This is a genomic window from Bacteroides sp., assembly GCF_029057325.1.
In the GTDB taxonomy this organism is placed as follows: Bacteria; Bacteroidota; Bacteroidia; order Bacteroidales; family Bacteroidaceae; genus Bacteroides.
The window spans coordinates 1-4,950 of sequence record NZ_JAICZW010000011.1 but is presented as its reverse complement, the minus strand read 5'-3'; the positions used below and the strand labels follow the sequence as shown (position 1 = coordinate 4,950).

Below are 4,950 nucleotides of genomic sequence, written 5' to 3'. Positions count from 1 at the left end.
GTATATGTACAGCGCGATGCCTGTGGCGGTTGCTTCAATAAAATTCCGCCTCAGAGACAATTGGATATCCGCTCACGCAAAAAAATCATCGTTTGTGAGTATTGCGGACGCATTATGATTGACCCGGAATTGGCAGGCATTGCTCCGGAACCTAAAGTAGAGGTTGTGAAAGAGAAGCCGACAAGAGCCAAAAGGAAAATAGTGCACATCGGTTCGGAAGATTAAATATAGAACATATTTCTACTAAAAAACGGCCATAGAGGAGTATCTGCGGCCGTTTTTTTGTTAAATAACGTCCATAAGCCCATGTGGTTACGAAAAATATAAGTAGTTTTGCAAAAAGAGAATAAACTAGAATCAAAATTAAAAAGCATGAAATTAAACAAATTATTCATCCTTTACTCACTATTCGGAATCTGGATGACATCGTGTATAAAAGACGAAGCGCTGAATGCGGAAGCCGATATAACCGGTATATCATTTTCCAATGACATTCTGGCAAATTCATACATCGAATTGAATTCTTCATACGATGACATCGTCAACGCTTACCCCATACGAATCAACGTAAAAGAGGGTACCAACCTGAACGGATTGGCTCCTGAATTTGAACTGACCCCTGGCGCCACCATCGAACCTGCCAGCGGAAGCCGCCAGGATTTTACGAAACCGGTGAAATATACGGTGACATCGGAAGACAAGAAGTGGCATCGTACGTATTCTATTACTATTCGGGAACAGAAAGCAAGCAACATCCCTACCATGTTCCACTTCGAGCAGGTGCGGCTGAGCGGTGGCGACAAATATCATGAGTTTTATGAAGAAGCCAACGGCGAGGAGCTGAAATGGGCAAGCGGAAATCCCGGATTCAAGATAGCAATGCCGAACGCTTCCATAGCAGACTACCCCACGGTGCAATACGCAGAAGGAAAAGTGGGAAAATGTGTCAAACTGGAAACCCGTACAACCGGTTCTTTGGGAGCCATGGTGAACATGCCCATTGCGGCAGGAAACCTTTTCCTCGGCAATTTCAATATAGGCCCTGCGCTTTCCAATCCGTTGGGTGCCACCCGCTTTGGTACCCCCTTCTATAGTAAACCCGTACGATTGACTGGTTACTATAAATACAAAGCTGGTGAGAAATTCTACGAAAATGGTGAATACACTTCACGTAAAGACATATTCAACATCTATGCTTTCTTCTACGAAACGACCGAGGATGTGGAGACGCTGGACGGCACCCTGCCGAAACTTAACTATGAACACCCCAACATGGTGGCACTTGCCTTGATAAGCAACCCACACGAAACGGATAAATGGGAATACTTCAATATACCTTTCGATTATGATCGCTACGGGAAAACCATCGATAATGCCAAATTGGCGGCCGGCAAATACAAGCTGGGCATTACCTTTGCTTCGAGCAAGAACGGCGACACCTTTGAAGGTGCTCCGGGCAGCACGTTGCTGATAGACGAAGTAGAACTGATTTACGAATAAAACCAACCCTTATGATAAGAAAAACAATAGCACTCATTATATTGGCGGGATTAGTACACTTTAACGCCTATGCACAGAAGAACCAGAACCAAACCCTGATAAATGCAGCCCTTCACGGATGGGAATATGAAATAAAAGCCGGTATCAGCATTGGTGGAACAGCTCCGCTTCCGTTACCCGTAGAGATACGGAGCATTGACTCTTACAATCCGACCCTCGCTTTGTTGATAGAAGGAAATGCCATCAGATGGATGGGGGAAGAGAAAAAGTGGGGAGTGATAACCGGTGTGCGCTTGGAAACCAAAAATATGATTACCAAGGCAATGGTAAAGAACTACGGTATGGAGATCATCGGAAACGACGGCAACCGGCTGAAGGGCAACTGGACAGGGGGCGTGCAGACTAAGGTGCGCAACGCATACATCACCGTTCCCGTATTGGGTGCTTACAAGATAAACTCACGCTTCCGGGTAAAAGCCGGCCTGTATGCTTCTTATCTGATGGACAAGGAGTTTTCGGGATATGTGTACGAAGGTTATCTGCGTGAGAACAACCCTACGGGAGAGAAGGTGAATTTCTCCGACGGTGCCATCGCCACATACGATTTTTCGGAAGATTTGCGCAAGTTTGCCTGGGGTGTGCAGGCCGGAGTGGACTGGCGTGCATTCAAGCACCTGAATGTATTTGCCGATCTGACGTGGGGATTGAACGATATTTTCAAAAAAGATTTTAAGACAATCACCTTCGCCATGTACCCCATCTACCTGAATGTAGGTTTCGGATATGCTTTCTAAAAATAGCGAATTCAAACACTTTTTTTAGTGTCTGTTTATGTCTCTGTATGGTGGCTTTCCGTACAGACGCAAAAACAGACACTAATAATTTTCTAAAAGAAAAGGTTGCGGCAAGGAGTAGAGGTACCGGCAGACAAGGGGACGGATATTACAATGATTGGTAATCGGGAATGTCCTGCAAGAAAGTATAGCTGTTGTGTGCATAATCTATCCGGCAGCAATAGTGCTGCAATCCGTTGCTGACAATCAGATAATCTACCTTCAACACCATGTTGTAACGCGTAATCTGGTCAAACACTTTCTGAGTGATTACGACTTTAGGCGCCTTATACTCTACAATCATACGTGCGGTCAGGTCGCGGCGATAGAGCACGGTATCACAACGTTTTTTAGTGCCGTTCAGTTGCACCTGCACTTCGTTCGCCAGAAGTGCGGCAGGATATCCTTTGTGTTCCAGCAGGAAGTGCACGAAGTGCTGGCGTACCCATTCCTCGGGTGTTAAAGCCACATACCTATGACGTATCACATCAAAAATGGTGCGCTTTCCATCTTTTACAGCTATTTTTGCATCGAAAGAGGGTAAATTCAGTGTTGTCTTAATTTCCAATTCTACTTTTTGTTGTATTTTTGTAGTTAAACAATTGTTCCTTCACTTATTTGAGGGGGCAAATTTAATGAAATCTTATGAAAACAAAGCAAGAAATAGTAGCCAACTGGCTTCCTCGCTATACCAAGCGTGCCATAGAAGATTTTGGTGAGTATATCCTATTGACCAATTTTAATAAGTACGTGGAAATCTTCGCCGACAAATTCAATGTGCCTATTTTAGGCAGAGACGCCAATATGACATCGGCCAGCGCCGAAGGCATGACTATCATCAATTTTGGCATGGGAAGCCCCAATGCGGCTATCATTATGGATTTGCTTAGTGCCATCCAACCCAAGGCGTGCCTGTTTCTGGGCAAGTGTGGCGGCATTGACAAGAAAAACAAAATAGGAGACTTGATTCTTCCAATCGCCGCCATCCGTGGCGAGGGAACCTCCAACGACTATTTCCCGCCCGAAGTCCCGGCTTTGCCGGCGTTTATGTTGCAACGTGCCGTCTCTTCGGCCATCCGCGACTATGCCCGCGATTACTGGACCGGTACCGTATATACTACCAATCGACGTATTTGGGAACACGATGACCACTTTAAGGAGTACCTCAAAACAACGCGTGCTATGGCCGTTGATATGGAGACGGCAACTCTGTTCAGTTGCGGTTTTGCCAACCATATTCCGACAGGTGCCTTGCTGCTGGTTTCCGACCAACCCATGATTCCCGAAGGGGTAAAAACAGACAAGAGCGACAACCTCGTGACGCAGAACTACGTGACAGAGCACGTTGAAATAGGCATCGCCTCCCTACGTATGATCATCGATGAGAAGAAGACGGTGAAGCATCTGAAGTTTGATTGGTAACAGCATTCTAATTCCGTTTCCCTCTTAATCCAAACCCAATTATTGACACATTTCATTCAAGTTTATATGGCAAAACAAGAAACAACCTATGACGATATACTAAAAGAATTAAAGGCAAAACATTATCGTCCGGTCTATTATCTGATGGGTGAAGAATCGTATTACATCGACCTTATTTCCGATTATATCATAAATAATGTCCTTACTGATACCGAAAAAGAATTTAACCTGACTGTCGTCTATGGTGCAGACGTCGATATTGCAACCGTCATCAATGCCGCCAAACGATATCCTATGATGGCCGAACATCAGGTTGTGGTCGTAAAAGAGGCGCAGGCCATACGCAATATGGAAGAACTTTCCTATTACTTGCAGAAGCCCTTAAATTCGACTATCTTAGTGTTATGTCACAAACATGGCATACTGGATAGAAGAAAGAAACTGGCAGCGGAAATAGAGAAGGTAGGAGTATTGTTTGAGTCGAAGAAAGTGAAGGATGCCCAACTGCCTGCCTTCATCACCTCATATATGAAACGGAAGGGAGTGGACTTGGAGCCCAAAGCCACTTCCATGCTTGCCGATTTTGTAGGAACTGACCTCAGTCGCCTTACCGGAGAACTGGAAAAGCTGATTATAACGCTTCCAAAAGGTCAGACACGTGTAACCCCCGAACAGATAGAACGCAACATTGGAATCAGTAAGGACTACAACAACTTCGAATTGCGTAGCGCCCTTGTGGAAAAAGACGTATTAAAGGCATATAAGATAATAAAATATTTTGAAGAAAATCCCAAAACAAATCCTATTCAAATGACTTTATCTTTACTTTTCGGCTTCTTCTCCAACCTGATGTTAGCCTATTATGCCCCTGAAAAGTCAGAGCAAGGAGTTGCAAGTTTCATCGGATTGAAGACACCTTGGCAAGCGCGTGAATACCTAACCGCCATACGACGCTATAGTGGAGTGAAAACAATGCAAATCATCGGAGAGATTCGATATACGGATGCAAAATCTAAGGGAGTAGGAAACTCTTCGTTAAGCGATGGAGAGCTTCTGCGAGAACTGGTTTTCAAAATTCTGCATTAAACAATATCCTATCAAAATGACACAAAATGGAGGATTCCACCTTCTATTTTGTGTCATTTTTCTATTTCAGCTCTTATCTCACACCTTCAAATAGGGTATAATATATTGA

Annotated in this window: 6 protein-coding genes; 5 read left to right on the top strand and 1 reads right to left on the bottom strand. The window is 44.3% G+C overall.

All coding sequences use genetic code 11. The annotated features are described in order from the left end of the window. From K2G43_RS00375 to K2G43_RS00365, 3 genes are all read left to right on the top strand, one after another. On the top strand, nucleotides 1-225 hold a 225-nt coding region (locus tag K2G43_RS00375; RefSeq protein ID WP_300152593.1), incomplete at its 5' end, for a C4-type zinc ribbon domain-containing protein. A gap of 147 nt (nucleotides 226-372) precedes the next feature. Continuing rightward, entirely contained in the window at nucleotides 373-1,500 is a 1,128-nt protein-coding gene (locus tag K2G43_RS00370; RefSeq protein WP_297645134.1) for a PCMD domain-containing protein, read from the top strand. Nucleotides 1,501-1,511: 11 nt separating this feature from the next. After that, nucleotides 1,512-2,294, top strand: a complete 783-nt coding sequence (locus tag K2G43_RS00365) for a porin family protein (RefSeq protein WP_297645137.1) — start codon at nucleotides 1,512-1,514, stop codon at nucleotides 2,292-2,294. Nucleotides 2,295-2,442: 148 nt separating this feature from the next. On the opposite strand, the gene K2G43_RS00360 is transcribed toward K2G43_RS00365, so the two are convergent. Beyond that, nucleotides 2,443-2,895 carry a type I restriction enzyme HsdR N-terminal domain-containing protein gene (locus K2G43_RS00360; RefSeq protein WP_297645145.1) on the bottom strand — a complete coding sequence of 151 codons (453 nt, stop codon included), beginning with the start codon at nucleotides 2,893-2,895 and terminating at the stop codon, nucleotides 2,443-2,445. A gap of 83 nt (nucleotides 2,896-2,978) precedes the next feature. On the opposite strand from K2G43_RS00360, the gene K2G43_RS00355 reads away from it, so the two are divergent. Further along, nucleotides 2,979-3,755, top strand: a complete 777-nt coding sequence (locus K2G43_RS00355) for an AMP nucleosidase (protein WP_297645140.1) — start codon at nucleotides 2,979-2,981, stop codon at nucleotides 3,753-3,755. A 66-nt stretch (nucleotides 3,756-3,821) separates the two neighbouring features. Then, on the top strand, nucleotides 3,822-4,841 hold the full coding sequence (gene holA / locus K2G43_RS00350; RefSeq protein ID WP_297645143.1) for a DNA polymerase III subunit delta: 1,020 nt from the start codon (nucleotides 3,822-3,824) through the stop codon (nucleotides 4,839-4,841). Nucleotides 4,842-4,950: the final 109 nt, after the last annotated feature.